This is a genomic window from Streptoverticillium olivoreticuli subsp. olivoreticuli (assembly GCF_003391135.1).
In the GTDB taxonomy this organism is placed as follows: Bacteria; Actinomycetota; Actinomycetes; order Streptomycetales; family Streptomycetaceae; genus Streptomyces; species Streptomyces blastmyceticus.
On record NZ_CP031455.1, the window covers coordinates 7,549,610 to 7,575,295 of the forward strand.

Annotated in this window: 22 protein-coding genes; 10 read left to right on the top strand and 12 right to left on the bottom strand. The window is 72.8% G+C overall.

Features of this window, described 5'->3' with window-relative positions; translation table 11 throughout:
• The 8 genes from DXZ73_RS32745 to DXZ73_RS32780 form a co-directional block, all read right to left on the bottom strand.
• Positions 1-1,584, bottom strand: coding sequence for an acyl-CoA synthetase (locus tag DXZ73_RS32745; RefSeq protein ID WP_116214571.1), 1,584 nt, complete (start codon positions 1,582-1,584; stop codon positions 1-3).
• Positions 1,585-1,670: 86 nt separating this feature from the next.
• Entirely contained in the window at positions 1,671-2,420 is a 750-nt protein-coding gene (locus DXZ73_RS32750) for an SDR family oxidoreductase (RefSeq protein ID WP_116214572.1), read from the bottom strand.
• Positions 2,421-2,479: 59 nt separating this feature from the next.
• Entirely contained in the window at positions 2,480-4,111 is a 1,632-nt protein-coding gene (locus DXZ73_RS32755) for an FAD-binding oxidoreductase (protein ID WP_116214573.1), read from the bottom strand.
• 17 nt (positions 4,112-4,128) lie between these two features.
• Entirely contained in the window at positions 4,129-5,190 is a 1,062-nt protein-coding gene (locus DXZ73_RS32760) for a ketoacyl-ACP synthase III family protein (RefSeq protein WP_116214574.1), read from the bottom strand.
• Positions 5,191-5,261: 71 nt separating this feature from the next.
• Positions 5,262-5,654, bottom strand: coding sequence for a hypothetical protein (locus tag DXZ73_RS32765; RefSeq protein WP_116214575.1), 393 nt, complete (start codon positions 5,652-5,654; stop codon positions 5,262-5,264).
• A complete protein-coding gene (locus DXZ73_RS32770; RefSeq protein ID WP_116214576.1) occupies positions 5,651-6,400 on the bottom strand; it encodes a cupin domain-containing protein in 750 nt (249 codons plus the stop codon). The genes DXZ73_RS32765 and DXZ73_RS32770 overlap by 4 nt, the downstream gene beginning before the upstream one ends.
• Positions 6,397-7,566 carry a sedoheptulose 7-phosphate cyclase gene (locus tag DXZ73_RS32775; RefSeq protein ID WP_116214577.1) on the bottom strand — a complete coding sequence of 390 codons (1,170 nt, stop codon included), beginning with the start codon at positions 7,564-7,566 and terminating at the stop codon, positions 6,397-6,399. Before DXZ73_RS32775 ends, DXZ73_RS32770 begins: the two co-directional genes overlap by 4 nt.
• Before the next feature lie 724 nt (positions 7,567-8,290).
• A complete protein-coding gene (locus tag DXZ73_RS32780; RefSeq protein ID WP_205519275.1) occupies positions 8,291-9,121 on the bottom strand; it encodes a TIGR03619 family F420-dependent LLM class oxidoreductase in 831 nt (276 codons plus the stop codon).
• Positions 9,122-9,775: 654 nt separating this feature from the next.
• On the opposite strand from DXZ73_RS32780, the gene DXZ73_RS32785 reads away from it, so the two are divergent.
• The 6 genes from DXZ73_RS32785 to DXZ73_RS32810 are packed head-to-tail and all read left to right on the top strand — an operon-like array spanning position 9,776 to position 15,542.
• Complete coding sequence (locus DXZ73_RS32785; protein ID WP_116214578.1) at positions 9,776-10,894, top strand: ROK family protein; 1,119 nt, start codon at positions 9,776-9,778, stop codon at positions 10,892-10,894.
• Positions 10,891-12,057 (top strand): alcohol dehydrogenase catalytic domain-containing protein, encoded by a 1,167-nt coding sequence (locus tag DXZ73_RS32790; protein ID WP_162890414.1) that lies wholly within the window; start codon positions 10,891-10,893, stop codon positions 12,055-12,057. Before DXZ73_RS32785 ends, DXZ73_RS32790 begins: the two co-directional genes overlap by 4 nt.
• Complete coding sequence (locus tag DXZ73_RS32795) at positions 12,054-12,824, top strand: SDR family NAD(P)-dependent oxidoreductase (protein WP_240351597.1); 771 nt, start codon at positions 12,054-12,056, stop codon at positions 12,822-12,824. The genes DXZ73_RS32790 and DXZ73_RS32795 overlap by 4 nt, the downstream gene beginning before the upstream one ends.
• Positions 12,821-13,672: a sugar phosphate isomerase/epimerase family protein gene (locus DXZ73_RS32800; RefSeq protein ID WP_116214581.1), complete on the top strand. Its 852-nt coding sequence runs from the start codon at positions 12,821-12,823 to the stop codon at positions 13,670-13,672. The genes DXZ73_RS32795 and DXZ73_RS32800 overlap by 4 nt, the downstream gene beginning before the upstream one ends.
• Complete coding sequence (locus DXZ73_RS32805; RefSeq protein WP_116214582.1) at positions 13,669-14,337, top strand: HAD-IA family hydrolase; 669 nt, start codon at positions 13,669-13,671, stop codon at positions 14,335-14,337. Before DXZ73_RS32800 ends, DXZ73_RS32805 begins: the two co-directional genes overlap by 4 nt.
• Positions 14,334-15,542, top strand: a complete 1,209-nt coding sequence (locus DXZ73_RS32810; RefSeq protein ID WP_116214583.1) for an MFS transporter — start codon at positions 14,334-14,336, stop codon at positions 15,540-15,542. Before DXZ73_RS32805 ends, DXZ73_RS32810 begins: the two co-directional genes overlap by 4 nt.
• 128 nt (positions 15,543-15,670) lie before the next feature.
• On the opposite strand, the gene DXZ73_RS32815 is transcribed toward DXZ73_RS32810, so the two are convergent.
• Positions 15,671-16,690, bottom strand: a complete 1,020-nt coding sequence (locus tag DXZ73_RS32815; protein ID WP_162890415.1) for an IPT/TIG domain-containing protein — start codon at positions 16,688-16,690, stop codon at positions 15,671-15,673.
• Positions 16,691-16,842: 152 nt separating this feature from the next.
• Between DXZ73_RS32815 and DXZ73_RS32820 the strand changes: the two genes are divergently transcribed.
• The 4 genes from DXZ73_RS32820 to DXZ73_RS32835 all read left to right on the top strand — a co-directional run bounded on the left by DXZ73_RS32820 (position 16,843) and on the right by DXZ73_RS32835 (position 21,438).
• Positions 16,843-17,745 carry an SGNH/GDSL hydrolase family protein gene (locus DXZ73_RS32820; RefSeq protein ID WP_205519276.1) on the top strand — a complete coding sequence of 301 codons (903 nt, stop codon included), beginning with the start codon at positions 16,843-16,845 and terminating at the stop codon, positions 17,743-17,745.
• Positions 17,746-18,063: 318 nt separating this feature from the next.
• Positions 18,064-19,893: a gamma-glutamyltransferase gene (gene ggt / locus DXZ73_RS32825; RefSeq protein ID WP_116214585.1), complete on the top strand. Its 1,830-nt coding sequence runs from the start codon at positions 18,064-18,066 to the stop codon at positions 19,891-19,893.
• Positions 19,894-19,952: 59 nt separating this feature from the next.
• Positions 19,953-20,759, top strand: coding sequence for a maleylpyruvate isomerase family mycothiol-dependent enzyme (locus DXZ73_RS32830; protein WP_116214586.1), 807 nt, complete (start codon positions 19,953-19,955; stop codon positions 20,757-20,759).
• Between the two features lie 97 nt (positions 20,760-20,856).
• Positions 20,857-21,438: a Clp protease N-terminal domain-containing protein gene (locus DXZ73_RS32835; RefSeq protein WP_162890416.1), complete on the top strand. Its 582-nt coding sequence runs from the start codon at positions 20,857-20,859 to the stop codon at positions 21,436-21,438.
• A gap of 20 nt (positions 21,439-21,458) precedes the next feature.
• Here the strand turns inward: DXZ73_RS32835 and DXZ73_RS32840 are convergent, their stop codons facing one another.
• The 3 genes from DXZ73_RS32840 to DXZ73_RS32850 form a co-directional block, all read right to left on the bottom strand.
• Entirely contained in the window at positions 21,459-22,874 is a 1,416-nt protein-coding gene (locus DXZ73_RS32840) for a phytoene desaturase family protein (RefSeq protein ID WP_240351598.1), read from the bottom strand.
• A 28-nt stretch (positions 22,875-22,902) separates the two neighbouring features.
• Positions 22,903-23,730: an inositol monophosphatase family protein gene (locus DXZ73_RS32845; protein ID WP_116214588.1), complete on the bottom strand. Its 828-nt coding sequence runs from the start codon at positions 23,728-23,730 to the stop codon at positions 22,903-22,905.
• 85 nt (positions 23,731-23,815) lie between these two features.
• Complete coding sequence (locus DXZ73_RS32850) at positions 23,816-25,627, bottom strand: gamma-glutamyltransferase family protein (protein WP_116214589.1); 1,812 nt, start codon at positions 25,625-25,627, stop codon at positions 23,816-23,818.
• Positions 25,628-25,686 lie beyond the last annotated feature (59 nt).

The window sequence follows — 25,686 nt, forward strand, 5'->3', positions numbered from 1 at the left end:
TCAGTGCCGCGTGGCACCGACGGGCTCGCGCTCGCTGAGCACCCAGGCGCGCAGGGCGGTCTTGTCGAGCTTTCCGCTGCCGTTGCGGGGCAGCGCGTCGACGTGACAGACAGCGGTCGGGAGCTTGTAACGGGCGAGCCGTTCTCCGGTGAACGCGCGGAGTTCCTCGATGCCGATGGTGTTGCCGTGGTCCTGCACCAGGACCGCGACGGGGGTCTCGCCCCACTTGGGGTGCGGCACCCCCACCACCGCGGCGTCGCGAATGCCGGGGAGTTCGATGAGCACACGCTCGATCTCGGCGGGGTAGACGTTCTCACCGCCGCTGATGATCATGTCCTTGAGCCGGTCGATGATGTAGAGCAGGCCCTTGTCGTCGAGATAGCCGACATCGCCGGAGTGGAACCAGCCGAAGCTGTCGATGGCCTGCGCGGTGGCCTCGGGGTTGTTCCAGTAGCCCGGTGTGACGTGGGGTCCCCGTACACAGATCTCTCCGGGCACCCTCGGCTCGGCGATCACAGCGCCGGTCTCGGGATCCGTCAGCTGGATCTCGGTGTACGGCATGGGGAAGCCCGCGGACTCGGGGGCGGTCTCGACCAGTTCCGGGGGGAGGTAGGTGGCGAACGGGGCGGTCTCGGTCAGCCCCCAGGCCTGCTGCAGCCGGATGCCGCGCGCCGCGTATTCGCGGACGAGCAGGCCCGGGACCGGCGCACCCGCGACCACGGCGGCGGTCAGCGCGCTCAGGTCGGCCTGCTGCCAGCGGTCCGAACGGGCCAGAGCGTCGAACATCACCGGGACCGCGAACATGTGCGACACCCGGTGGGCCACCAGGTCGTCCACACACTGGTCGGGGTCGAAGGCGCGCCGGACCACGACCGTGCCGCCCCGGCCGAGCGCGCCGAGCGTAAAGGCGTTGAGCCCCCCGATGTGGAACATCGGCGCGACGGCGAGGGTCGTCTCGCGGGGGCGGGTGTCGATCGCCGCCGCCACGTTCAGCTGGTTCCACCACAGGTTGCCGTGGGTGAGGATGACGCCCTTGGGGCGGCCGGTGGTGCCCGAGGTGTACATCAGGACCGCTGTGTCCGTGGCATGGACGGCGACGGGCTCCCCCCAGCCGCTGCCGGTCGGCGCCGTGGACAGCGGCTGCCAGCGCGGGTGGGCCGCCGAGGCCGGTACGAGCGGGTCGCGGTCCCCGAGGAGGAAGCGGCGCACCGGCGTGGCGTCGGCCACGGCGTCGACGACGGCCCGGTGCCCGTCCTCGGCCACCACGGTGTGTACACCGGAATCGTTGAGGAGGTAGCAGACCTCCTCGGCGGCGAGCCGGAAGTTCACCGGCAGGAAGATCGCGCCGAGGTGGGCCGCGGCCAGCGCCGTCTCCAGCAGCAGCACACTGTTGAGGCCGAGGTAGGCGACCCGGTCCCCGGCCCGCAGTCCACCGTCGGCCAGGGTCGCGGCCAAGGAGCGTACGCGCGTGCCCAGTTGGGCGTAGGTCGTCGTGCTGCCCTCGTAGACGATCGCCGTGGAGTCACCCGCGATCCGTGCCCATCGGTGTACGGCCGCGGCCGAGCTGACGCTGACTTCTCTCATGATGCCCCCGGTGGGTGAGTGCTGTGATGTGGTGCCCGCCCGCCCCGTGCCGCCGGCGGCTCAGCGGCGGCACGGGGCGTCAGTTGTCAGACAAGACCGCCGGCGGCGGCGATCGACTGGCCGGTGACCCAGCGGGCCTGCTCACCGGCGAGGAAGGCCACGACGTCGGAGATGTCCTCCGGCTCGCCGACGCGGCCGAGCGGGGTCATCGAGGCGAAGGCGTCGAACTGCTCGCGCAGCCGCTCGGTGCGGTCGGTGGCGACCACACCCGGGAGCACGGAGTTGGCGGTGATGCCGCGGCCGCCGAGCTCCTTGGAGAGGACGAGCACCAGCTGCTCGACCGCGACCTTCGTGGCGGCGTAGATGCCGAAGTTGGGGAAGACCGCGCGGGTGTAACCCGTCGAGATGTTGATGACGCGGCCGCCGTCACGGAGCCGGCGGGACGCCTCCTGAAGGGTGTACAGCGCGCCCTTGAAGTTGAGGTCCACGGTCCGGTCGATGAGGTCGTCGTCGAGGTCGGCGATGGCGCCCTCGGCGTCGTTCCCGGCGTTGTGGACCAGGATGTCGATGCCGCCGAAGGAGGACTCGGCCTCGTCGAAGAGCCGCTCGACGTCGCCGCGGACCGCGATGTCACCGCGGACGGCGATGGCCTTGCCGCCCGCGGCGGCGATCTCGGCGACCAGCTCCTCGGCGGCCGCGGCGTTGCTGTGGTAGTTCACGACGACGTCCGCGCCGTCCTGGCCGAGGCGCAGGGCGATGGCGCGGCCGATGCCGCGGGAGGAGCCGGTGACGACGGCGGACTTGCCGGCGAGCGGGCGGGCGGGGGTGGCGGTCATGGGGGTGCCTTTCGGATCGGATGGGGTGGGGAGGGCCGGCGCGAGGCGCAGGCGGGCCGCTAGCGCGACGGTTCTATGGAGAGCCCGTGACGGAAGAGGTTCTTGGGGTCCCACGCTGCCTTGACCTGCTGGAGCTTGGGGTAGTTGCCCTTGAAGTACAGGGCGCTCCAGGACACGCCGGAGGTGTTCAGGTTCGGGTCGCGGGCGTCCACGTCGGCGTAGTTGATGAAGAGACCGTCGGTCTGCTCGTTCGGGACCGGTACGCCGCCGGTGGCGGAGAACAGTTCCTTGTACAGGCCGCGCACCCAGGTGAGGTGCTTGTCGTCCTCGTTCGCGTCGGTCCACAGCACGCCGCACTGGAACTTGACCACGGAGTCGCGCTGGGCGACCGCGGTCGCCGTCGGCGCGACGGCGTTCCCCTGGCCGCCGATGCCCGCCAGCGTCATGAAGGCGCCCGAGGCGTGGTAGTCGTCCCGGGTCAGCTGCCGGTACATCGTGCGGGCCTGGTCCGCGCTGAAGTTCTTGCGGAAGTAGGCGGGCTTGCCCTTGAACCGCTGGGTGGGATCGGGGCCGGTGAAGCCCGCCCACCGAGTGGCCTGCAGCCAGGGCAGCTTGTGGCGCTCGGTCACGGTGTGCGGCACTCCGACGCCCTCCGCGATCGCGGCGTGGTAGGCGTCGAGCAGCTTCTCCGCGTCCTCGGCGCCGGCGTCGATCTGGGTGCTCAGGATCACCACGCCGTTGTCCGGGTGGATCAGCTTGAGCTGGGAGAACAGCGCCCGGTACGGCGAGTCGGGCGCGCTGTTGCGCTCGTGCCACGCGCCGAAGTTCTGCACCAGGCGGCTGAACGACTGCTCGTCGAGCTTGCCCCAGGGCCAGACGACATTGCTGATCCAGACCTCGGAGGGCGGTTGCGGGAGCAGCTTGGCCGGGTCGGTTCCCGTCGCGCCCGGCGAGCGGAACCAGTACTTGGTCACCACGCCGAAGTTGCCGCCTCCGGCGCCGGTGTGCGCCCACCACAGATCGCGGTTGGGGTCGGACTTGGCGTTGGTGGCCACGACCGCGCGGGCCTTGCCGGCGCTGTCGACGACGACGACCTCCACCGCGTGGAGGTGGTCGACAACAAGGCCGTGCTGCCGGGAGAGCGAGCCGTAACCACCGCCGGCGACATGCCCGCCCGCGGCCACGGTCGGGCAGTTGCCGCCGGGCACGGTGACGCCCCAGCCCTTGTAGAGCCGCTCGTACACCTCGCCCAGCATCGCCCCGCCCTCGACCGCGAAGGCGCCGCGCTTGGCGTCGAAGGAGATCTCGTTCATCTCCGACAGGTCGATGATCACCTGCACCGCGGGGTCGTCGACGAAGCCCTCGTAGCAGTGCCCGCCGCTGCGGACGGCGACGCGTTTGCCGGAATCCACCGCCTCCTGGACCGCCTGGACGACGTCGGCCGTCGATCCGACGAGTCGGACGTACTCCGGAGCGCCGACGAAACGGTGGTTGTTGCCCCTGCTGAGAGTGGCGTAGCGCCTGTCACCAGGCTTGACCGTGGACACCGGGAAGGTGCCGGCCGCCGCCGTCGGCGCGGCGCTCCGCGGTGCGGCGCCGGCCGGTGCGGCGCCGAGGAGCTGGGGGGCGGCCGCCGCGGTGCCGAGTGCGGCCGCACCCGCGAACAGCCTTCTGCGGCTCAGGGAAGTCATCAGTCGTTCCTTGTCTCTCATGATCCGGCGTGGCCGTGGTGGGTGGTCGGCCAGGCCGGGTCGCTCGTGATCTCGAGCACGGCGCAGGACCAGGTGTAGCCCGCACCGAGCCCGATCAGAAGCACGTGCTGTCCGGGCCGCAGCGCACCGCTGTCGGCCAGATGGTCGAGGCCGGCCAGCTGGTCCGCCGGACCCAGGTGACCGATCCGGCGGGAGAACTCCCACGTGCTGCGGTCGAGGGTGGTGATGCCGAGAGGTGCCAGCACCTGACTGTGGATCAGGCGCTTGCCGAGGTGCGGCACGACCACGTGGTCGATCCGGTCCAGGGGGATCCCGGACTCCTCGACGGCCTGCCGGGCCGCCGTCACGAGGCCGATGTCCATGCGGCGGCGGATCTCCTCCTTGGCCATGGTCGTCTCCTGGAACCAGCGGCTCCTGGAACGCAGGTCGATGGGGTACTTCACCTCGGGATTGAACGGCCCGATCGGCTCGTCGGCCCGGTGCAGTCCTTCGAGCGTGGCGTCGGAGTGGGTCGCCATCGCCACGATGCGGGCGAACCCGTCCCGGTTCGACAGCACCGCCGCCGCGGCCCCGTCGCCGAACAGGATCCGGTCGGCCCGCCAGCGGTCGAAGTACGGCATGGGGAAGAGGTCACCGGCGGTGATCACCGCGGTGGTGGGTGCGGTATGGGCCGTCAGGTAGGCGGCTGCCAGCTCCATCGCGAGGAGGGAGCCGTTGGAGGCGCCGCGCAGCTCGGTCGCGAGGCAGCCGTCGGCGGCGATCTGACGCTGCACATAGGCGGCGGCGTTCCAGCCGTCGATACCGGCTCCGAACGTCGCGGTGCACAGCAGCAGATCGATGCCGTCCCGGGTGGACCCGGACCGGGCGATTGCCGCCTGCCCGGCCCGGGTCCACAGGTCCGCCACGTTGTCGGAGGGGTCGGTGACGGTGACCGAGAGGTGGTCGTGCCGCTCGGCGTCCTCGGAGGCGTACTGGCCCGCGCTGAGCGCGTCCTCGACGCTGACCCGCTCGGGGAGCCAGGAGGCTGTCGCCGTGATGTAGATGTCGTTCCAAAGCATGAATGCGGTCCGGGTGGTTCAGAAGGTGGTTGAGGACAGGCGCGTGGCCGCCCGCCGCGTACGAGCGGCGGTCATGCCGGCAGCCCGGGCCGCCGGGGCGGCAGAGCGCGGGTGATCTCACTGGGCAGGGCGCGGACGCTCACCAGCACGGCCCCGTCCGCACCGGCCCGTATGGTCGCCTCCACGCCGTGCGGCACCAGGGCGCACTGACCGGCCCGGGCTTCGGGCACGGCCTCTCCGGGCACGTCGACGCTGATCGAGCCCTCCAGGACGATCAGGGCCTCTTCCACGCCGTGGTCCGCGCTGACCTGCAGGGGGTAGCCCGCGGGGAGACGCCAGTGTTCGACCGCCTCGCATTCGCTGTGCAGCATGGCGCGGCGGGCGAGGCTCTGCCACCGGGCGTCCTCGTGCCCCGGGGCGATCAGCCGGCTCGTGGCCCCCGTGCCGGCCGAGGTGACGATCACTGGGCGGCCTCGTGGACCGGAAGCCGCAGGGTGACCACGGCGAGCCGCAGCGTCTTGATGGCGGCGAAGGAGTTCTCGGAGCCCGCCGGTGTGGTGACGCAGGTGTCGGCGGAGACGACCAGCGGTGCGTCGGTGACCGAGCTGGTGACCGTACCGCCGCCGCTGATCACATAGCAGGCGAGCTCGGCGTCCGGCGCTCCGAGCGTGCGGATGTCCCCCGCGGGGATGTCGACGATCTCGATCTGTCGCAGCGGGCCGGTGAAGGTACCGGTGGTGTCGATGCTCCTGGCCTCGAAGAGATCGAGGACCGAGATGGAACTCACGGCTGTTCCTCCGTACGGGGGAAGGGATCCGGACAGCGTGGCGTGGGTCGGGGGCGAGACGGTCTCGACGACGAGCAGGTCGAGGTCGGCGTCCGCGGTGTTGCGCAGCTCGCGCGCGCTGCCCGCCCCGGCCAGCACGAGAGAGCCCGCCCGCACGGGCGCGGGCGCGCCGTTGACCAGGAACTCGCCCTCGCCGGCCAGGACCAGGCAGGCCACCTCGGTGCGGGTCTGGAGGTGCCCGCCGCCGGCCGCGCCGGGTGCGAGGGACAGCCGCCCGACGGCCTCCGTCGCCGAACGCAGCTGGCGGCGGCCGGTGAAGGAGTGCCAGCGGGTCGTCCCCGCCGCCCGGTGGACGTGGGACAGGGCGGCGCGGTCCGGTGCGGTCGTCACGGTGAGCGTGGCGGCCGGGGCCGTGTTCGTCATCGGGCGACCGCCAGCGCGGCCTGGGCCAAGTGCTCCGCGGCCTCGGCGAGTTCGGAGGGCGTCACGTCGTTGACGAAGACAGCGGACCCGATGCCCATGGGCAGGGGGAGCCGCTGTTGTCCGTTGCGGTGCCGCACGGTGTCGGCGAGCGCGGGCTGCAGCACGTCGGGTACGCACAGCTCGTGCCAGGTCGGCAGGTTCAGATCGACCATGACGCGGAAGATCCGCTCTCGCTGCGAGGCGTCGACGAGTCCCCGGCGTTCGGCGAGCACGGTGGTCAGCGCCATGTCGACGGCGACGGCCTCGCCGTGCAGCAGCTCGGGCAGGGCCTGCATCTCCACCGTCGGGCTGAAGGTGTGACCGTAGTCCACGACGCGTTCGAGGTTCTTCTCCCGGAGATTGGGCTGGAGCTCCTCGAGCATTCCGTGGATGGCCCGCTCCATCGCCTCCAGGGCGGGGTCGGGGTGCGGCCCGTCGTACGGGCCCTGCATCCGGGTGCCGACCAGGTCCGCACCGTAGCTCTCGAGCAGGGTGAAGAGCCGGTAGTCCTTGATCAGGGCGATCTTGAGAATCTCGGCCAGCCCGTTGCTGATGTGCCGTTCCCCGAGGGTCTTGAGGAAGGTGCGGTCCAGCAGGTTGCGTTCGGCCGCGAAGTAGGTGCCCAGCCGGTTCTTGTGCCCGTTGAAGTTGAAGCCGGTCTTGACGCCGACCCCGGCGTCGACAAGGCCGATCAGAGTGGTGGGGACCCGGATGTAGGGCGTCCCGCGGCGGTAGGTGCTGGCGACGAAGCCGACGATGTCGAGCAGGACGCCACCGCCGATCCCGATGACAGGCTCACGGCGCCTGTCGATGCCGAACCTGTCGAGCGTTTCCACGACGGTCAGCACGTTGTCCCACGTTTTGGCGGTCTCGCCGTCGGGGAGTACGCAGATCTCGTACTCGACGCCGTGGTGGTCGAAGTAGTCGCGGATCGTCTTCCCGTAGAGGTCGTTCACCACGGTGTCCGTCACGACGACGCGTCGGACCGGACCGGTGCCGGGTCGGGCGTCCTCGAGGAGGACCGTGCTGTCCGGCTCGAAGAGGCCATCGGCTATCCGCACCTCGTAGCCGACGGGCTCGCTCGCCTTGACCGTCCACTGCCTCGTGGGCTGTCCGGACGTGAACAAACCTGTGCTGCCGTTGGGTACATCGCTGTAATTCGGCAATTCTCTCCGATCTCTCGCGCAAGGCTCGATGGCGTATACACACACCGAGTCGGCGCGCACTCATGCTCAGTCGTATGCCCGGAGGCGCTGTACGGGAAGGCGCGTAACGTCCCGGACGGAGCCGTCGTCGGCGCATGGCGCGGACGGCCGTCGGTCCGAGGTATTCGCAGAAGTGGCGCGATCGCGCGCTTCGGTCTCGCGTTACGGGATTCGCCGACAACGCGAGGCGCTACAGGAGCGGTGCGTGGTGTCGGCAGTCCGGACAGCGGCATGCTGAGAAGTCATCGGTTCGTCCCCCCGGTTCGAACTCGGCTGCTATGCAGCGACATTCAAAAACCTATCAACATCGATTGGCATGGCAAAAAGAGATCGTGGGCTGCGAGCGGTCGAAGTGAACGCGAACGTCGCACTTGATCAGTAATGTAAACATTCAACAATGTGCGGGCACTCTGTCCGGAATGCTCGGATATTCTCCTCGCTCTATGTGATCACGGCGAGGCGGATGTCGCTCTCCGTAGCACCTCTTGGGGCTATGGCCTTCGTCACAGCCTGCCGGGACGGGATAAGTGGATTCCGGCCCTCCGTCAAGAAGGCCCAGGTGAGCCATGGTTGACGGGATATCAGATCCCATTGGGTGCCCGCTCCGTCCGGCCGTGCCGCCCGTCAGGAAGGAGTCAATCCTGTGTCAGTCGTGTGTCAGCAGGCCGGGCACCCGGGCCGCCAGCGCCCGCAGCCGACGGCCGAACCCCTCGGCCGGCCCGAAGAACAGGCCCAAGTGCTCGGCGCCGGACCGCTCCCAGGCGTGAACGCGCCGCACCACCTCCTCGACGGGGAGGCCGTCGTCGGTCCAGGAGTCCCTGGCGCCTGCGGAGACCCGGTCCCCGGCCAGTTCGCGCAGCCGGTCCCGCCGGATGGCGAACTCCTCGTGGGACAGGTGCACTGCCTGCCACATGTCACCGACCTGTGCGGCCCGGCGCAGGGCGGCATCGGAATTGCCGCCGATCAGGAACGGCACCGGCTTCTCGGGGACGGGCCGGAAGACCGCGCGTTCGTCGAAGGAGTGGTGCTCGTCCCGGTAGGGCCCGCCGCCATGGGTGTGCAGGTGGCGGATGAGGCGCAGGGCGGCGGTGGTGCGGGAGCCGCGGTCGGTGAAGTCCGAGTGTGCCGCGGCGAACTCGTACGGCTCCCAGCCGGCGCCGGCCCCCAGTACGAACCGGCCATCGCTCAGATGTGCCAGCGTGGCTGCCTGCTTGGCCACCACCAAGGGGTCCCGCAGGGGCAGCACCAGGACCGACGTGCCCAAGGTGACCCGGGTGGTGACCGCCGCCAGGTGGGCGAGCGTCACCAGTGGTTCGTACACCCCGCCGTAACGGGGTCCGTACTCCGCGGGCGGCAGGAGGTGGTCGGGAAGCCAGACCCCGGCGAACCCCAAGGACTCCGCCTCCCGGCTCAGTTCCACCAGTTGCGACGCCGGCATCGTGGCCGATTCGTCGGGCAGGATGACATGCAGATCCACTTCGGGCTCCTCGGTGCCGACCGGCCGGGTGTTCCGCGCCGCGCCCCCGTGCCGGTCGGCCTCGTCGTTGTCGATGGGGGTATTCGCTTCCGCGCACTGTCCACCGCCGTGCCGGCGGTGGGGTCGACGACAACGTCCGCATTCCCGAGTTGATTCCCTGCCGTGCCCTTGTCCTCGTGGCGCGCGGATGTCAATCGATGTGCCGACCCGAATACTTGCATGTGACACCAGTCACCGATCGCGGATCCGCATTGACACGCGGCGGCGAGTTGATCTCTGATGGGGGTCGCTGATCGTTGAGTGTGGAAAGCGGCATGGACGGCCGGGGGGTTGTCCGTCGCATTCTTCAGGATTCCGCGCCCGGGTGCCCCTGTCAGGATCGACTGCGCACCTGTCGGCCCAGGATTCCGCGCGCAATTGATCAAAGGGGTCCAGGGGGGACGATGAGCATGCTCCGGTGGCGTTTTCGCGGCACTTCGGAAAAGCGACGCCGCTAGCCCGGCACCGGCCGGGTCCGGCAGTACGTGACCCGGATCCCGGTACTTCCGCCCGCGCGACGATGCGCGCGGGAAGGCCCCGGGCCGTACGGTCCGACGCCGGCACACAGCACCCGCCCCATGCCCGTCACACCCCCACATACGCTGAGGAAGAGACATGTCCACCGTCATCACCACTACGGTCGGCGGCAGTTCGCCGGGGACCGGGAGCCGGGCCGTAACGGTCATCGATGTCGGCGGCTCGCACCTGCGCCGGGCCCGCTGGGAGCCCACCGAGGGGCTGACCGGCCGGGGCCAGGAGCCCTCCCCGAGTTTCCGCCGGCATCCCGGCGCGACTGCCGGCGAACTGCGGGCCCGGATGGTCGACGCCCTGTGCGCCGCGGTCCCGGCCGACGGCGGAACCGCAGGAGTTTCCTTCGGCGCGGCCCTGGACGCCCGCAGTGGGACCGTCTACGCGTCGGCACCGCTGTGGGGAGCCCACAGCGAACCGTTCGACCTGCTCGCCGCGCTCCGCGCACGGCGCCCCGACGTCGGCTGGCACGTGGTCAACGACGTCACTGCCGCGCTGCTGCACCTCGCGTCCGCGCCCCGGCGCAAGACCCACCGCAAGGTCCTGCTGGCGACCGTCAGTACCGGAATCGCCTGCCGCACCCTCGACGTACGCACCGGTGCGATCCCCGTGGACGGGGCCGGACTTCAGGGCGAGATCGGTCATCTGCCCGCCACCGCCACGCTCCTGGGCGAGCCCGTCGAGCTTCTCTGCGACTGCGGTGCCGCGGGCCACCTCGCGGCGTACGCCTCGGGCCCGGGCATCCGGAACATGGCCACGGAACTGCGCGATCGAGCCGGCCGGCAGTGGTCGCGATCGCGCCTGAGCACCGAACTCGACGGCGGCGCCGCCTTCGAGGACGCGTTCCGCACCGCGCTCGACATGGACGACCCCCTCGCGGGCGAACTGCTCACCGCCGTCACCCGCCCCGTCGCCGACACCCTGCGCACCGCACTGTGCCTGGACCCCGAGATCGATGAAGCCGCACTGACCGGCGGGGTCGTCTTCGGACTCGCGGGCCACTACCGGCGGGCCCTGATGGACCATCTGACGCGGCAAGGGCTGTATCTGACCGGCGAGATCACCCCGCAGTGGGTCGAGCAGCGGATCACCGTCTGCAAACCCGGCGAGGCCGACGGTCTCATCGGGGCGGGCATCGCGGCCCTCGCCGCCGAAGCCGCCCTCCCCTCCGTTCCGCTCGACGCACAGTCCGGGGAAGGACAGTGAGCGGCACCCGGGACCGGACGCCCGCGGAGACACACCGTGCCATCGTCCGCGACGGGCGCGACGTCCGGGTCCTGAGGCGCCCCACCGCACAACCCGGCCCCGGGGAACTGAGCATCGCCACTGAGGTCGCCGGGCTCTGCGGCACCGACCTCCAGATGCTGCGCGGACTGCGCGAGGACGACAAGGCGCCGGTCATCGGCCACGAAGGCATCGCACGGGTGGTCGCCGCGGGACCCGGCGTGGACCTGGACCTGGCACCGGGAACCCGCGTCGTGGTCAACCCCACCCACCCCGCCGACCCGTCCTTCCTGCTCGGTCACAACCTCGACGGACTGCTCCAGGAACGCACGCTCATCCCCGCCACCGCCGTCGACAGCGGTCTGGTGATACCGCTGCCCGAGGCGCCCGAGCCCGATCTGGCCGCGCTGCTGGAGCCCCTCGCGGCCGTGCGCTACGCCCTGGCCGCTCTCGGTGCCACCGGCCCCCGCACCCTCCTCGTCCACGGCGACGGCACCATCGGACACCTCGCGGTCCGGGCCGCCCGGCGCTGGCTCGGGGACGGAGTCCGTACGATCCTGGTCCACCACACCGGACAAGGGCGCGCGTGGAGCGCCGGCCGGCCCGGCTCCGCCGACCACCTGTTGTCGGCGGACGAGGACAACACTGCGACGATCCGCACCGTGGCCCACGGCGGACCGTTGGCCGTGCTGCTCGCCACCCCCCGCGACGCCACACTCACCGCCCTCGAGTCGGCACTGCGCACCGCAGCCGACGACATGACGGTCGACCTGCTCGGCGGCCTTCCCCCGGGTGCGCGCACCCCTGCCCTCCCGGGTGCCGACCTCGCGGCGATCCGGGCCGCGAACTGTGCCGGGCAGCCCGAACCGCCCCACGTCGCCACACTCACCACGGACACCGGCACACGCGTACGGCTCCTGGGGCACAGGGGCGTCGGCAACGCCCATCTGCGCGCCGCCGCAGCCGAGTTGACGCGTGCCCCGGAGCTCTACCGCGACCTGGTGACGCACACGGCCGGCCTCGACGAGGCCGCCCGGATCATGGCCCGGCTGGCCACCACCCGCGACCGCTCCATCGGCGGCCGACGGCTTGTCAAACTCGCGGTGCGCATCGCACCCGCCCCGCCCTCGAACCTGGAGGCATGATGTCCGAACCCCACGAGCGCCCCCTCGCCGGCCGTAAGGCGCTGGTCGTCGGAGGGTCCACCGGCATCGGGCGCGGCATCGCCGAGGCCTGGGCCGCCGCCGGAGCCGACGTCCTCGTGCTCAGCCGCAGCACCCCGGCCGGCAGCGGCAGCGAGGCGCTGCGCTGGGCCCCGCTGGATCTCACCGACGCCGACGCGGCGCGTGAGCGCCTGTCCGAGGCCACCGCGGGCACCCTGGACCTGGTCTGCTTCTCGGCCATCCACTACGGCGACCGGCGAGCTCTGTTCGGCGAAGTGACAGAGTCGGAATGGCGCCGTCAGGTGGATGTGAACCTGCACGGGCTGTGGCTCACCCTCCAGTCCTCCCTGCCCGCACTCCGCCGGGCGGCTCCCGGACTGTTCGTCGGAGTCTCCTCCGAAGTGGTGTACAACGCGGGGCCGGGCCGGTCGGGTTACGCGGCGACCAAGGCGGCCGCCTCCGCTCTGCTGAACTCCGTGGCACAGGAGGAGGACGCGGACCGGGTCCGCATCGTCCAGGTCCTGCCCGCGGGGATGGTCGACACTCCGGGAATCCGCCGTCGGAGGCCCGCGGACTTCGACTACGACTCGTACATGCAGCCGGGCCACTTCGGAGAGCTGGCCCGCCTGCTGGCGGTGACCGGGGGAGCGGAGCACCACGGCGACAGCCTCGTCGTGGACGGCGACGGGCAGTGGCGGTCCGTACGGGAGGAGATTCCCGCCTCCCAGAGCCGAGCGGTCCGCGCATGACACCCACGGCACCGGCCCGGCAGGCCGTCGCCGTGGGTCTCACCGGGTGGCGGCTGCCGGTGGCCGGGACCGCGGTGCTGGAACTGGCCGCCGGCCTCGGGGCCGACGGCGTCCAGCTCGACCTCGGCGGACCCGGCCGGGGAGAGCCGCTCGACGCCCCCGGCACGGTGGAAGCCCTGCGGGAGCGTTCCGCCGCGACCGGTGTCGTACTGCTGGGCGTGGCGGCGAACACCCTCAACGACATAGGTCTGACGGCGCCGGCAGGCGGTGTCGACGCGCGGCGGGTACGCGACACCGTGGTGCGCCTGCTCGACACCGCCCACGCCCTGGGCGCGCCGCTGGCCTTCGTCCCCAGCTTCCGGCGCAGCGCGATCGACGGGTCCGAGGCGCTGCGGCGGACGGCCGAGGTGCTCGCCTGGGCAGCTGCGGAGGCCACTTCCCGAGGCCTCGTCCTGGCCAACGAGAACGTGCTGGACGCGGCGCGGGCGGTCGAGCTCGTCGAAGGCGTCGGGTCCCCGGCCTTCCGGCTGCTCCTGGACACGTACAACCCGCACGCGGCCGGTATCGACACGGTGGGTCTGATCGCCGGGGCCGGGCGCCACTTCGCCGACCAGGTCCATGTGAAGGACGGCCTCGGTGGCGCCGACGGCACGGTGCCGCTGGGCGCGGGCGACGGGAACGTCGAAGCCGTCCTGGCCGCGACGGCCCGGCACCGGGTCGGCGTGCGCACGCTCGTGCTGGAGAACGACTACCGCGACGGGGACACCGTCCGGCTCGCCACCGACATCGCCTGGGCCCGGCGGCAGGCGAAGACACTCACCGCACGACTGAACGAGGTTGACGAATGACCAACCGGACGGCGCTGAGCGCCGAGGCCCTGCTGTTCGACATGGACGGCACCCTCGTCGACTCGACCGTGGTCGTCGAACGCACCTGGCGGCGCTTCGCGGCCCGCCACGGCCTCGACGGCGAGGAGATCCTGGCGACGTCGCACGGCCGCCGCACCGGCGAGACCGTCGCCCGGTACGCGCCCCCCGGAGCGGACGTGGCCGCCGAAACGGCCCGTCTGGTGGCCGAGGAGGTCGAGGATGTCGAAGGGGTCGTCGCCGTGCCCGGCGCCCGGGAGCTCCTGGCCGCCCTGCCGCCGGAGCGTTGGGCCCTCGTCACCTCCGCCGGACGCGAGCTCGCCGAGCGCAGGATGGCCGCCGCCGGGCTGGTGCTGCCGCCCGTGGTCGTCACGGCGGACGACGTCGGTGAAGGCAAGCCCAGCCCCGAGGGATACCTTGCGGCCGCCGCCGAGTTGGGGGTGTCACCGGCCGCCACCATCATCTTCGAGGACGCCGAGGCAGGGCTCCTCGCCGCGGCCGCCGCCGGTGCGACGACGGTTGTCGTGGGTGCCCACGCGGGCCCGGCGACGCGAGGACTGGTCAGGGCCGGAGACTTCCGGCACGTCACCGTCCACGGTCCGGACCGGGACGGCGGGCTGCGCGTGACGGTGGGCCCCGCAGTATGAACGAGACCGCGGCGACGGTTCCCCGCCTCGACCCACGGCCGGCACGTGGCCTGTGGTCGCCCCCGGTCCTGACCATGCTGGCCCTCTCCTTCGTCATCAGCACGACCGAGTTCATGGCGGTCGGCGTCGTCCCGCAGATCGCCGACGACCTGCACACCGCGACCGGTGCCGCGGGTCTCGTCTCGTCGCTGTACGCCACCGGTGTCGCGGTGTCCACACTGCCGGTTGCCATGACCTTGATGCACCACCGGCCGAGGGTGCTGCTCCCCATGGGGCTGGCCCTGTTCATCGCCGCCCACGCCGTGATGGCGCTGGCGCCGACGCTGGCCGTCCTCATCCTCGGCCGGATCATGGCGGCTGCCGTGCACAGCCTCGCGCTGGGGGTCGCCCTCAGCGCCGCGTCGGCCGTCGTGGCACCGGAGCGCCGCGGCGCCGCGGTGGGCCTGGTCCTGGGAGGGGTGTCCGGGGCGATGTTCCTCGGCGCTCCGCTCGGTACGGCCCTCGGTGACCTTGTCGGCTGGCGCACCAGCTTCGCCATCGAGGGCGCGGTGGCGGTGCTGGTCCTGTTCGCCGTGGTGCGCACGCTGCCCGACCTGCCGGGTCAGCAGACCACCGACCGGCGGGCGTTGCAGGTGCTGTGGCGTCCGCAGGTCGCCAAGCCGCTGCTGGTCACTCTCGCGATCATGATGGCCAACGGCTTGTTGTTCACCTACCTGGGCGCCTATCTGACCGATGTGACCGGGATGGGCGGCGACGGAGTGGCGCTCGGCCTCGGGGTGTTCGGCCTTGCCGCCCTGGGGGGCAACACGGTGGGATCGTGGTTCGCCGACCGCGCGCCGCGCGCGGGCTCCATCGCCGCCGTGTGTCTGATGATGCTGGCCGTGGCGCTGTTCGGTGTCATGGGCGACTGTGCGCCGCTCGCCTACGTCCTGATCGTCTTCTGGGGCGCGGGAGTTCAGGCGATCGTCCCGATCGTCACTCATCAGGCGGTCGGTGCCGGTGGCGGCATCGCCGCCGTCGTCGGCCCCGGCGCCGCGAACGCCGGCATCGCCCTCGGCGGCCTCGCGGGCAGTGCCGTCGTGAGCCTGTCCGGCCTGCGGACCCTGCCCTGGATCACGGTTTCCATCGGGGCCGTGCTGGCTGCTGTGCTGGCCGTCGAGGCACTGCGTGACCGATCGAGGGCCCGGCCGCACGAAGCGACCTGACCGGGACCCGGGCCGCCCGGCCGGTCCTGCCCGCGGACAACTCGTCGGCAGGACCGGCCCGTTCACGTCCGTACGGGCTCCGGCTGTGCGGCTCGGACGGTCACGCGCCGCGTCAGGGCGTCCCCGCGTCAGCCCGCCGCGTACGTGAAACGCCCCGCCGTGCCCACGGCGCTCGTACCGCCCGGCGTCTCCACGGTGACGTCGACCGTGCCCGTGCCGGCCGGGGAGACCGCGCTGCAGTAGTCCCGCCCGCACGAGGCGTGTGCCGAGGGCCGTCCCCCGAAGCGCACGGTGCCGTGCGTCAGGTCCGTGCCGAAGACGGCGACCGCCGTGCCGCCGGCCGCCGGTCCGCTCCGGACCGACAGGTGCTGGACGACGGGCGCGGGCGGCGCTGCGGGCCCCGGGCCCGTGTATGTGAACTGCCCGGCCTCCGCGGCCCCGCCCGGAGTGAGGACGTCCAGGGGAACGCCGCCCGTGCCGCCCGGTGCGACCGCGGTGCACGAGGTGCTCGTGCACGAGGTCCGCGCCGCGTCGTCCCCGAACAGCACCACCCCGGAGTCCAGACCGAAGCCCGTGACCGTGACCTTCGTCCCGCCCACCCCCGGACCGGTCACCGTGTCGACGGCACCGACCACCGGCTCCGGGGGAGCCGCGGGCGGCTCCGAGGAGCCGTTGAGGGTGTACGTGGAGACGTTGTTCTGCGTGTTGACGTCCTCGGCGTTGGCGACGGTCGCCGTGATCACCCCGGACGGCGTCCGCGCCCCGGAGGCCACCTTCACCTTCATGAAGTGGCTCCGGCCGGGCACCATCGTCCCCACGTAGGTGGCGTCCAGGTGACGGCCGTCCGGCGAGACCGTCTCGGTGAAGGTGTAGTCGTAGGGCATCGAATACATCAGGGCGCCGCTGGTCGTCACGCCGGGCGGGAGGTCCACGGTGAGGTGGGTCACCCCGGTGACGTCCTCCGTGCCCTCGGACTTCCAGGACACCGAGAAGCTGCCGTCGGAGCCGGGTCCCGTCGGGTAGTTGCCGGCCTGTCCCACGGACACGTCGGGCCCCTGGACGGGGTCGGCGGCGGACGCGGAGGGCGCCGTGACCAGAGCGATCGTGGCGAGTGCGGCCGCCACACAGGATGTCGCTATTCGAGTCATCACATGGGCCGTCATCGCCCGTTTCGCCCACCCCGTTACGGCACTCGCGTCACGACGACTTCATCGAGCCACATTGACAGACAGTCACGACGGGGCGAGTCTTGCGACGCATTGACGGTCGTCAGGACCGTGGAACAACTTCGGAGGCAGTGGTGACACAGGTGCACGGACGCGGCGGGCAGTACGGGAAGACTCTGGCGGCGTTCGGCGCGGCCGCGGCCCTGGCGGCCGCGGCCGCCACTCCCGCGACGGCCGCCCAGCCGGCGTCGGACGGCCGCGGCGGCGAGCGCTACGTCGCCCTCGGCGACTCCTACACCTCCGGCCCGGGCATACCCGAGCAGACCGGCGGCGACTGCCTCCGCTCCAGCGTCAACTACCCGTCCCTGACCGCCGCGAAGCTGAAGGTCGCGACCTTCAAGGACGTCAGCTGCAGCGGGGCGAAGACCGACGACATGTGGCGCGCGCAGGGTGCCAACCCGGCCCAGCTCAACGCCCTCGACAAGCGCACCACGCTCGTCACTGTCGGTATCGGCGGCAACGACATCGGCTTCGGCGACATCATCGGAACCTGCGCCAAGCTGTCCGTATCCGACCCGGCCGGCACGCCCTGCAAGAAGCAGTACACCGCCGCCGACGGCAGCGACCAGCTCGCCGCACGGATCACGGGCGCCGCGCCCAAGATCGCGGGCGTGCTGAAGGCCGTCCACGACCGGGCGCCGCGCGCCCGCGTCGCGCTCGTCGGCTACCCCTCGATCATGCCGGACAGCGGCACCGGCTGCTTCCCGACGGTGCCGATCGCGGCGGGCGACGTCCCCTACCTCCGGGGCGTCGAGAAGAGCCTCAACGCGATGCTGAAGAAGGAAGCGGGCAAGGCGCACGTCCGCTACGTCGACACGTACGGCCCGACGGTCGGTCACGACACGTGCGCCCCCGCGGCGGACCGGTGGATCGAGGGCGTGAGCCCGCAGAGCCCGGCGGCGCCGTTCCACCCCAACGCGAAGGGGGAGGCGGCGATGGCGGGGGCGGTCCTGAATGTGGTTGGCCGCGACCACTGAGTGGGGGTTCCGCCTGCGGCGGGCTTTGTTCCCCGCCCCGCCCCTTCCCGGCTGCATCCAATATGCGGCTCCGCCGCGTGGGGGGCTCCGCCCCAGACCCCGAAGCACGCTTCGCGCGCTGTCCTCAAACGCCGGACGGGCTGAATTCCGGGCTACGGTCCGCGAAAACCAGCCCGGCCGGCGTTTGAGGCCGCGCCCGCAGGGCGCTCCCGCCGCAGGCGGCAACAGGCCCGCACCCGGCAGCGCACCGGAACCCGTGGCGCGCCCAGCGAGCCACGGGTAGGCTCCGGGGCCCGCTCGCCCCGCAAGGAGGTAGGGATGGTCCGCGCGAGAACGACCACTCATCGGCGCCTGCCCGTGCTCGCCGCCACCGCCGGCCTGATCGCCGGCCTCGGCATCGCGCCCGCGGTCGCCGCGCCCGCAGCCGCCCGTCCGCCCGCCAAGACACCCGTCGCCGTCGGCTACGGCGGCGCCGTAGCCAGCGTCGACGCGGACGCCTCGGCCGCGGGCATCGAGGTGCTGCGCAAGGGCGGCAACGCCGTGGACGCCGCGGTGGCCACCGCCGCGGCCCTCGGCGTGACCGAGCCGTACTCCGCTGGGATAGGCGGTGGCGGCTACTTCGTCCATTACGACGCGAAGAGCCACCGCGTCTCCACCATCGACGGCCGCGAGCGCGCCCCGCTCGGCGCGGGCGCGGACCTGTTCCTGGAGAAGGGGCGGCCGATCCCGTTCGCCGACGCCGTCACCAGCGGCCTCTCCGTCGGCACCCCCGGCACGCCCGCCACCTGGGACACCGCCCTGCGCTCCTGGGGCAGCCGTTCGCTCGGCCAGGTGCTGAAGCCCGCCGAACGCATCGCGCGCGACGGCTTCACCGTCGACGCCACCTTCCGCCGGCAGACCGCGGACAACGAGTCCCGGTTCAAGGACTTCCCGGCCACGGCCGCGCTCTTCCTGCCCGGTGGTCGGCTCCCGGCCGTCGGCAGCACGCTGAAGAACCCGGACCTCGCGCGGACGTACGAGCAGCTGGGCCGCCAGGGCATCGGGGCGCTCTACCGCGGCGACCTGGGCCGTGACCTCGTACGGACCGTACGCAAACCCCCCGTCGACCCGAAGTCCCGACGGGTCGCGCGCCCCGGCGGCCTGACGGAACGGGACCTCGCCGCGTACGCGGCGAAGGAGCAGGCCCCGACCCGCACGACCTACCGCGGCCTGGACGTCTACGGCATCGCCCCCTCCTCCTCCGGCGGCACCACGGTCGCGGAGGCCCTCAACATCCTGGAGCACGGCGACCTCTCCGATCTGAGCGAGAAGGCCTATCTGCACCGCTATATCGAGGCCAGCCGGATCGCCTTCGCCGACCGCAACCGCTGGGTCGGCGACCCCGCCCAGGAGAGCGTGCCCACGAAGGCGCTCACCTCGAAGGCGTTCGCCGGCGCCAGGGCCTGCCTGATGTCGGACCACCGCACCCTGACCAGCCCGCTCGCGCCCGGCGACCCCCGCCACCCGGTGCCCTGCGGCACGCGCGGCAAGGCGGCGGCCACCCCGTACGAGGGCGACAACACCACCCATCTGACCGTCGCCGACAAGTGGGGCAACGTCGTCGCGTACACCCTCACCATCGAGCAGACCGGCGGCAGCGGCATCACCGTCCCCGGCCGTGGGTTCCTGCTCAACAACGAGCTGACCGACTTCTCCTTCGTGCCCGTCACCCCGGGCGTCCACGACCCGAACCTGCCGGGCCCCGGCAAGCGGCCGCGCTCCTCCATCTCGCCGACGATCGTCCTCGACCACGGCCGGCCCGCCTTCGCGCTCGGCTCGCCCGGTGGCGCGACGATCATCACGACGGCCCTCCAGACCCTGCTCAACCACGTCGACCGCGGCATGCCGCTCGTCGACGCGATCGCGGCGCCCCGCGCCAGCCAGCGCAACGCCGCGACGACCGAACTCGAACCGGCCCTCTGGAACAGCCCGTTGCGCGGCCGCCTCGAAGCCCTCGGGCACGCCTTCAAGGAGAACCCGGAGATCGGGGCGGCGACCGGCGTCCAGCGGCTGCCCGACGGACGGTGGGTGGCCGCCGCCGAGCGCGTCCGCCGCGGCGGCGGTTCCGCCCTGGTCGTCCACCCGGACGGCCCACTGCCGAGGCACTGACCGCCACCGAGGGACCGGAACCCCGTTCGGGACAGGGCGGGGCGGGGGAGAAAAGGGCCATGGATTTCCTCCGGCACTTCCACCACGAGGCGGCGGCCTTCGAGACCGCCCTGCGCGGGGCGGCCGACGCGCCGGCGCCCGTGGTGCCCACCTGTCCCGAGTGGTCGCTCTCCGACCTCGCCCTGCACCTCGGCGCCGTCCACCGCTTCGTCACCGCCGTCGTCGCCCACGGCATCGGCGCGCCCCCGGCCGACGCGTCCCTCTCCCTGGACCACCCGGGCCTCGGGATCCCGGCGGAGCACCGGGACTGGCCCGACCCGGGGCGGGCGCCGAACGCCGGGCCGGTGCCCGCGGCCATGGCCGACTGGTTCGCCGCCGGGGCCGCCGCCCTGGAGGAGACGCTGCGGACGACCGACCCGGCGAAGACCGTCTGGTCATGGGGGACGGACGGGACCGTCGCCTTCTGGACGCGCATACAGACCGTCGAGACGGCCGTGCACCGCTGGGACGCCGAGAACGCGCTCGGCGCCGCCCGGCCGCTCGCGACCGAACTCGCGGCGGACGCCGTCGTCCACAACTTCGAGGTGATGGCACCCGCCCGGCGGGCCCGGCGGCAGCTCCCCCCGGCCGCGGGCGAGCGGTTCCGGTTCCGGCAGACGGACGGCGACGGCGACTGGACCGCCCACTTCGACGGCGCCGAGGTCCGGCTCGCCGAGGGCGAAGGGTCCGGCGCCGACGTCGAGTTGGCCGGTACGGCGTCGGACCTGGCGCTGTTCCTCTGGCACCGGGTCCCGGCGGACCGGCTCGACGTGGCGGGCGACCGGGGCGTGCTCGACCGCTACTTCGACCTCGTCCCCACCCTGTGACCGCCGGGCTGGGCGCCCCGCCCGTCACGGTAGGTTGACTGCGGGTCCGTGCCGTCGGGCCGGGCCCACGATGAGCACCCCAGGAGATAGGCAAGGCATGTTCGAGCGGATGACGATGCACGCGCGGATGTCGGTCGTACGCGCCCAGGAGGTCGCCCGGGAGCTGGAACACCCGTGGATCGGCAGCGAACACCTGCTGCTCGGGCTCTTCCGCGAGGACAGCACCCCGTCCGCGCTGACCCGCTCCGGCATCACCGCCGACGCCTGCCGGGCGGCGCTCGTCGCCGCGGTGCGCGGCGGCGAGGGCCTGTCCGCGAAGGACGCGGCGAACCTGCGCGAGGCCGGCATCCTGCTGCCCGCGGACGCCGCCCCCGAGCCCAGGCAGCGGCGGTCGTTCTTCGGCCGCCGCAAGGCGGAACCGCAGGAGGACCCGGCGGTGGTGCGGGCCCGGCAGATGCAGCAGCACCTGCTGTTCACGCTCAGCGGCAAGAAGGCGCTGGAGAACGCGGGCGAGATGCCCGTGCCGCAGCGGGACAGCCGCATCACGCCCGAGCACGTGCTGTACGGCATCCTCGACCCCGAGGACGAGGTGATCGTCCGCATGCTCCGCCACCTGGGCACGGACCTGGAGACCGTACGGGCGGAGGCCCTGGCCGACCTCGCGCCGTACGCCGCGTAACCCGTGGCGGCGGCCCGGCCCTAGCGCTCCCGGAGCCGCCGCCAGACCGCCCGCGCCGCGTGGTGCCCGCACATGCCGTGCACCCCGGGCCCCGGCGGCGTGGCCGACGAGCAGATGAAGACGTTCGGCCGCGCCGTCGCGTAGGGGACCCGCGCCAGCTTGGGGCGGATCAGCAGCCGCAGCCCCGCGACCGAGCCGGTGGCGATGTCACCCCCCACATAGTTCGCGTTGCGGGCGGCCAGCTCCGGCGGTCCGGCCGTCGCACGGGCCAGCACCAGATCGCGGAAGCCCGGTGCGAACCGCTCGATCTGGCGCTCGATCACCTCCGTGGCGTCCCCCCGCCAGCCGTTGGGCACATGCCCGTACACCCAGAACGTGTGCTTGCCCTCCGGTGCCCGCGTGGGGTCGATGATGCTGGGCTGCGAGGTGATGAGGAAGGGCACCGAGGGGTCGTCGCCGTGGAGCGCGGCACCGAGGGCGGAATCGATCTCCCCGTACGTCGGGCCGACATGGACCGTGCCCGCCCGGCGCGCGGCCTCCGACGTCCACGGCACGGGACCGCTCAGCGCATAGTCGATCTTGAAGACGGACGGGCCGTAGCGGAAGTGCTCGTACGCGTCGCCGAGCCCCGCGATCCGGGCGAGGGCGGTCGGCGAGGTGTCGAAGACGTACGCGCGGGCGGGCGGGAGGTCGTCGAGGCGCTTGACCTCGAAGTCCGTGTGGAGGGCGCCGCCCTGCTCCCTGACGTAGGAGCCGAGGGCGTCGGCGATCGACTGCGAGCCGCCGCGCGGCACCGGCCAGCCGCCCGCGTGCGCGGCGAGCGCGAAGACCAGGGCCATGCCGCCGGTGCCGAAGCCGGTGAGCGGCGCGATGCCGTGCGCCGCGAGCCCGGCGAAGAGCGCGCGGGCCTTCGCGTCGTGGAAACGGCGCGTCAGCAGGGCCGCGGGCTGCGCGGCGAGCAGGCCGAAGCGCGCGTACAGCAGGGGGTCGCGCGGCAGGCCGTCCCACGCGGTGCGCAGGAAGTCGGCGGCCACCGTGTCCCACCGGCCGCGGAAGGGCGCGACCAGCCGCCGGTACGTGCCGGCGTCGCGCGGCCCGAGCGAGAGCGCCGTCTCCCCGACGCTGTGGGACAGGACGGCGGCGCTGCCGTCGGGGAAGGGGTGCGCCATGGGCAGCTCGGGGTGGATCCACTCCAGGCCGTGCCGGTGCAGCGGCATCCTGGTGAAGGCGGGCGAGCCCGCGGCCAGCGGGTGCACGGCGGAGCACGGGTCGTGGCGGAAGCCGGGCAGCGTGAGCTCCTCCGTGCGGGTGCCGCCGCCGATCGCCCCCGCGGCCTCGAACACCTCCACGGCCAGGCCCCGGCGGGCCAGTTCGGCCGCGGCCGTGAGCCCGTTGGGCCCGGCACCTACGACGACCGCGTCGAGCATGGTGGGCACCGGACGCAACTCCCCTCGTCCCCGTGGATCAGCCGGCGGACGCCAGCAGGCCCAGGATATGCCGGACCGTCACCTCGTCCCGCGCGGCGGCGAAGGGCAGGGCGTTGCCGCCGGCTATCCGGAAGGGCTCGCCCGCGACCGTGCCGCTCGCGCCGCCCGCCTCGGCGACCAGCAGCAGCCCGGCGGCGTGGTCCCAGGCGTTCTCCCAGGAGAAGGCGACGCCGTCGATGTGACCCCGCGCCACGTTGAGGTATTCGAGCCCGGCCGAGCCGCACGGGCGCGGCGCGACGCCTTCCGTGCGCAGGGCCGCCAGGACCCGCTTCTGCTCGTCGTCGGTGAAGTCGTAGTGCGAGGTCGCCACTTCGAGGACCTTGCCGGGCCCGGGCGAGCCGGAGCACAGCGGGGTGCCGTTGAGCACCGCGCCGCCGCCGCGGCGGGCGATCGCCATCAGCTCCAGGGCGGGCGCGTACGTCCAGGAGGCGAGCAGCTCGCCGCGGTGGGCCAGGCAGACCAGGGTGGTGAACCCGGGGTCGCCGTGGACGAACTGCCGGGTGCCGTCGACCGGGTCCACGATCCATACGGGGGCGTCGCCGCGCAGGGCGTCGAGGATGCCCGGGTCGGCGTGCACGGCCTCCTCCCCGACGACGACGGAGCCGGGCAGCAGGGCCGTGAGCGAGGCGGTCAGGTGTTCCTCGGCGAGCCGGTCGGCGACCGTCACCAGGTCGTGCGGGCCGTTCTTCTCGACGATCTCGTGCGCGGCGAGCTGCCGGAAACGCGGCACGATCTCGGCGGCGGCCGCCTTGCGGACCGCCTCCTCGACGTCGTTCAGATCACCTGCGAGAAAGTCATCGATCATATGTCCATCGAATCACGCCCCACTGACATCCGGGGGCGTGGCCATGGCCGCACGGTGTCCTCGAGGTGAACGACCGCCCCGGTGATCAGCGGCCCACCGCGTAGCCCTGCATCCCCCGCGGATTGGCGGCCGCCGACAGCAGGCCCGTCTCCGGGTCGCGCGCCACCGCGCACAGCCGCCCCTGCGACCAGGACGCGGCGACGGTCACGTCATGGCCGCGGCGCCGCAGCTCCTTGACGACCGGTTCCCCGATCCGGGACTCCACCGTGACCGAGCCGGGCCGCGTCGCGCGCGGATGGAAGGAGCTGGGGAAGGACTCCTGGTGCCAGTTGGGCGCGTCGATCGCGCCCTGGAGGTCGAGCCCGCCGCGCACCGGCGGGCGCAGCGCGGCCGCGAGGAAGAAGTGCAGCTGCCACTGGTCCTGCTGGTCGCCGCCGGGCGTGCCGAAGGCCAGCACCGGCTCGCCGCCGCGCAACGCGAGGGACGGCGTCAGCGTCGTCCGCGGACGCCGTCCGGGGGTGAGGGAGTTGGGCAGCCCGGGTTCGAGCCAGGCCATCTGGAGCCGGGTGCCGAGGGGGAACCCGAGCTCGGGGACGACGGGGTTGGACTGGAGCCAGCCACCGCTGGGCGTCGCGGAGATCATGTTGCCCCAGCGGTCGACGACGTCGAGGTGACAGGTGTCCCCGCGCGTCACCCCGTCCGGCGCGACGGCCGGATCGGTGCCGTACGTGAGCGTCGGTTCGCCCGCGCCCGACATCAGCGGCACCTCCGGCACCTCGGCGGCCGTGAGCGCGTGCCGGGGGAGGCGCGGGGTGCGGCCGCCGGGGCTGCCGGGGCGCAGGGCGTACGAGGCGAAGTCGCCGATCAGGGAACGGCGGGCGGCGTTGTAGCCGTCCGAGAGGAGCTCGCGCAGGGGGACGTCGCCGGTGGCGTCGCCGTACCACGCCTCGCGGTCCGCCATGGCGAGCTTGCCGCCCTCGACGAGCGTGTGGACATAAGTGCCGGTCCCGTACTCCGGGAGGTCGCCCAGCAGGGCGAGCTGCTGGAGGAGGACCGGGCCCTGGGACCAGGGGCCGGCCTTGCAGACGGTCCAGCCGTTCCAGTCGTGGGTGACCGGGTCCTCGTATCCGGCCCGGTACCCGGCGAGGTCGTCGCCGGTGAGCGGGGCCGCGTGCCGGGCGCCGGAGGAGTCCAGGGTGGGGCGGGCCGCGGCCCGGACGAGGGCCTCGGCGACGAAGCCCTCGCGCCAGACCCGGCGGGCGGCGTCGATGCGTCGCTCCCGGCCGCCGCCCGCCGCGTCGGCCTCGGCGAGGAGGCGGCGCCAGGTGGCGGCGAGGGCCGGGTTCCGCAAAAGCCGGCCGGGGGCGGGCGGGCGGCCGCCGGGCAGGTACAGCGCGGCGGAGTCCGGCCACTCGGCGGTGAACAGCTCGCGCACCGCCCCCACGGTCCGGCCGACCGCCTCGACCGGGGCGTGCCCGGTCTCCGCGTACCCGATGGCGTACGACAGGACGTCGGCGAGCGGCTTGGTGCCGTGGTCGCGCAGCAGCAGCATCCAGGCGTCGAACGCGCCCGGCACCGCGGCCGCCAGGGGCCCGGTGCCGGGGACGAGGGACAGCCCCAGCGAGGTGTAGTGCGCGATGCTCGCCCCCGCCGGTGCCGGCCCCTGGCCGCAGAGCACCCGCACGGCGCCGCCCGCGGGGGCGATGATCGCGGGCACCTCTCCGGCGGGCCCGTTCATGTGCGGCTCGACCACCTGGAGCACGAAACCGGCCGCCACGGCCGCGTCGAAGGCGTTGCCCCCGTTCTCCAGCACGGCCATCGCGGACTGCGAGGCGAGCCAGTGCGTGGACGAGACCATGCCGAAGGTGCCTTGAAGGGTGGGCCGCGTGGTGAACATGGCCCCTAGAAAGGCAGATGCTTCGATCACCGCGCAATACCGCGTGCGCCCGCGACCGC

Bases quoted from the DNA above. Each gene is read 5' to 3' on its own strand.
- DXZ73_RS32850 (WP_116214589.1), bottom strand. From the start codon at position 25,627: ATGTTCACCACGCGGCCCACCCTTCAAGGCACCTTCGGCATGGTCTCG.
- DXZ73_RS32770 (WP_116214576.1), bottom strand. From the start codon at position 6,400: ATGACGAACACGGCCCCGGCCGCCACGCTCACCGTGACGACCGCACCG.
- DXZ73_RS32815 (WP_162890415.1), bottom strand. From the start codon at position 16,690: ATGACTCGAATAGCGACATCCTGTGTGGCGGCCGCACTCGCCACGATC.
- DXZ73_RS32755 (WP_116214573.1), bottom strand. From the start codon at position 4,111: ATGACTTCCCTGAGCCGCAGAAGGCTGTTCGCGGGTGCGGCCGCACTC.
- DXZ73_RS32805 (WP_116214582.1), top strand. From the start codon at position 13,669: ATGACCAACCGGACGGCGCTGAGCGCCGAGGCCCTGCTGTTCGACATG.
- DXZ73_RS32795 (WP_240351597.1), top strand. From the start codon at position 12,054: ATGATGTCCGAACCCCACGAGCGCCCCCTCGCCGGCCGTAAGGCGCTG.
- DXZ73_RS32800 (WP_116214581.1), top strand. From the start codon at position 12,821: ATGACACCCACGGCACCGGCCCGGCAGGCCGTCGCCGTGGGTCTCACC.
- ggt (WP_116214585.1), top strand. From the start codon at position 18,064: ATGGTCCGCGCGAGAACGACCACTCATCGGCGCCTGCCCGTGCTCGCC.
- DXZ73_RS32750 (WP_116214572.1), bottom strand. From the start codon at position 2,420: ATGACCGCCACCCCCGCCCGCCCGCTCGCCGGCAAGTCCGCCGTCGTC.
- DXZ73_RS32845 (WP_116214588.1), bottom strand. From the start codon at position 23,730: ATGATCGATGACTTTCTCGCAGGTGATCTGAACGACGTCGAGGAGGCG.
- DXZ73_RS32810 (WP_116214583.1), top strand. From the start codon at position 14,334: ATGAACGAGACCGCGGCGACGGTTCCCCGCCTCGACCCACGGCCGGCA.
- DXZ73_RS32745 (WP_116214571.1), bottom strand. From the start codon at position 1,584: ATGAGAGAAGTCAGCGTCAGCTCGGCCGCGGCCGTACACCGATGGGCA.
- DXZ73_RS32760 (WP_116214574.1), bottom strand. From the start codon at position 5,190: ATGCTTTGGAACGACATCTACATCACGGCGACAGCCTCCTGGCTCCCC.
- DXZ73_RS32830 (WP_116214586.1), top strand. From the start codon at position 19,953: ATGGATTTCCTCCGGCACTTCCACCACGAGGCGGCGGCCTTCGAGACC.
- DXZ73_RS32785 (WP_116214578.1), top strand. From the start codon at position 9,776: ATGTCCACCGTCATCACCACTACGGTCGGCGGCAGTTCGCCGGGGACC.
- DXZ73_RS32835 (WP_162890416.1), top strand. From the start codon at position 20,857: ATGTTCGAGCGGATGACGATGCACGCGCGGATGTCGGTCGTACGCGCC.